Source organism: Nocardioides sp. (genome assembly GCF_036374615.1).
In the GTDB taxonomy this organism is placed as follows: domain Bacteria; phylum Actinomycetota; class Actinomycetes; order Propionibacteriales; family Nocardioidaceae; genus Nocardioides.
Genome location: NZ_DASUTK010000070.1, coordinates 1 through 2,699, shown reverse-complemented (window position 1 = coordinate 2,699; position 2,699 = coordinate 1). Strand labels below are relative to the sequence as shown.

2 protein-coding genes are annotated in these 2,699 nt (G+C 70.3%); one reads left to right on the top strand and one right to left on the bottom strand.

What is annotated here, in order from left to right:
• Nucleotides 1-2,300 (top strand): M14 family zinc carboxypeptidase (locus VFZ39_RS05995; protein ID WP_330864823.1); only part of this gene is annotated, 2,300 nt, incomplete at its 5' end.
• Between the two features lie 24 nt (nucleotides 2,301-2,324).
• Here the strand turns inward: VFZ39_RS05995 and VFZ39_RS05990 are convergent.
• A complete protein-coding gene (locus VFZ39_RS05990) occupies nucleotides 2,325-2,561 on the bottom strand; it encodes a hypothetical protein (protein ID WP_330864822.1) in 237 nt (78 codons plus the stop codon).
• Between the last annotated feature and the right edge of the window lie 138 nt (nucleotides 2,562-2,699).

Sequence of the window (2,699 nt, the reverse complement as noted above, 5' to 3'; positions counted from 1 at the left end):
AGGAGGGCTCGTCGTCGATCACGTCGAGCGAGACGTACCGCGGCCCGGCTCCGGTGTCCGAGCCCGAGACCGTGGCGATGAAGGGCCTGCTCGACCGGATCGGGTTTGAGTTCCAGGTCAACTGGCACTCGAACGGGCAGTGGCTGCTGTACGCGGAGGGCTGGCAGATCGCGACGCCGACGGCGGACGACCCGATCTATTTCGCCCTCTCCGGCAACCTGGACCGGCCGGCGATCCGGGACTTCCACCCCGGTCTCAGCTCCGACGTCCTGTACGTCACGAACGGCGAGACGACCGACTACGCGCACGCGGGCACGGGGGCGCTGGCGTGGACCCCGGAGCTGTCGGCCGGCTGCCCGAGCTGCGGGTTCGTGTTCCCGGACGACGAGGCGCTCGTGCAGGAGGAGTTCGAGCGCAACCTGCCGTTCGCGCTGTCCGTGGCCAAGTCGGCGGACGACCCGGACGACCCGGAGTCGGTCCTCGGCATCGAGACCAAGCCGTTCTACACCAAGAGCGACGACCCTTACAAGGACGGGATCCCGGGCGTCGACTTCGAGTTCGCCTACTCCTACGGCGATCCCCAGCCGGTCCAGGTGCTGGCGAAGCGCAGCCTCGGCGGCGTGACGCTCAAGTACCGGATCAACGGCGGGTCCGTTCGCAGCGCTCCGACCTCGGAGTGGACCGGGGGCGAGCGCTTCAAGCCGGCCGCCGTCCACTACCGCGAGATGCGCGGCGTGGTGACCGGCACCACCCCCGGTGACTCCGTCGAGGTCTGGTTCGAGGGGGGCGGTGAGCGCAGCGATTCGTTCACGTACCGGGCCGTCTCGGAGACCGGCCGCCGCGTGCTCGTGGTCGCCGCCGAGGACTACTCGGGCGTGTCGCCGCCGCAGACGCCCGGGCCGCACCACCTCGAGTACTACCTCGACGCGCTCGAGGGCAACGACACCGAGGCTGACGTGTACGACGTCGACGCGCGCGGCCGCACGGCGCCGGATCACCTCGGCGTGCTCAGCCACTACGACGCGGTGATCTGGTACACGGGCGATGACGTCGTCACGCGCCCGGTCGGACAGGGCGCCGGCAACGTCGATCGTCTCGCGATGGACGAGATCCTCGAGTTCCGCGCGTACATGAACGAGGGCGGCCGGGTCGTGTACACCGGCGCGTGGGCCGCCCAGCAGTTCGTCCGCGCCGGCGCGGTCGGCCAACAGTTCTACGACCCGAAGGGCGTGGGCCCGTGCAACCCGCGGCCGGCCGGGTTCGACCCGCGGCGCTGCCTGGCGCTCGCCGGCTCGCCGAACAGCGACGGGATCAACGATGTGCTCCAGTACTGGTTCGGCGCGTACGCGCTGGCCGCGGGCGACGGGCACGATCCCGAGACCGGCGACCACTTCGGCGTCAACGGCATCGACGACCCGTTCGGGGGCCTGTCCTGGGCGTTCGGGCCGGACGGCGCGGACAACCAGGACATGAGCGCGTCGTTCGTGTCCACCAGCGGCATCCTGCCGCGGTCGGAGTACCCGCAGTTCAACAGCTGGCCGTCGAGCCGATACGACAAGCCGGGCGGGCCGTTCTCACCCCACACCGGCGACCAGTACGTGTACTCGCAGATCTCGGATGTGGCCTACAAGCGCCTCACCCGCCAGATCAGCGTGCCGGCGACCGGCAACCAGTCACTGACGTTCTGGACGTCCTACGACACCGAGCCGGCCTGGGACCACCTGTTCGTGGAGGCCCGCACGCCGAACGGCGACGACTGGACGACGCTGCCGGACGCGAACGGACATACGACCACCGCCACTGGGGATAGCTGCTCCGCCGGGTGGCGCGATCTGCATCCGCAGCTCGACCACTACCAGACGTTCAACCGGGCTGCGGGCACCTGCACGGGCACGGGGAGCACCGGCGTGTGGAACGCCGCCTCGGGCAACTCCGGCGGCTGGGTGCAGTGGCAGGTCGACCTGTCGGACTGGGCCGGAGAGACAGTCGAGGTGTCGATCGCCTACGCGACCGACTGGGCGGTCCAGAACCTCGGCGTCTTCATCGACGACGTGACGCTGCCGGACGGCACGAGCACCTCGTTCGAGACCGGGTTCGACGGCTGGGAGGTCACCGGGCCGCCGCCCGGCAGCGGGCCGAACGCGAACAACTGGATCCGCACGGACGCGGCCGGATTCCCCGTCGGCTCCACGATCAGCACCCCCGACTCGATCCTCATGGGCTTCGGGTTCGAGGGGATCTCGACGCAGGCGTCGCGCAACGCGGTCATGGGCCGCGTGCTCGACCACCTGCTCGACTGAGCCGGCGTGGACGCGGGGCCGTCGTCAGAGCCTGACGACGGCCCCGTCCCGGCCGGCCAGGACGGTCTCGGTCTCGGTCAGCGTCGTGTCGTACAGCAGGAGCACAGCGGCGGCACTGTTGCCGGCGTGCGGCTGACACATGGTTGTGAGCACGGGGTCGAAGTCCATCACGCCGCGGCAGGACCGCGGCGCCGAAATCCGCTGCTGCTGGGCGATGCTGAACCGCCGTCGCGGCGTGGCACCACCAGGGCTGCTCGCCACGCGAGAAGCGCAGCGTCGTCGTCGGGCGTTCGAGCCCGCGACTTGGACGAGTAACGGGGGCGTGGTAACGAGACCGCTGCTCGTCGACGACCAGCGCCTCGAGCTGAGCCGCCACACGCTGCTGACTTGGACGAGCGG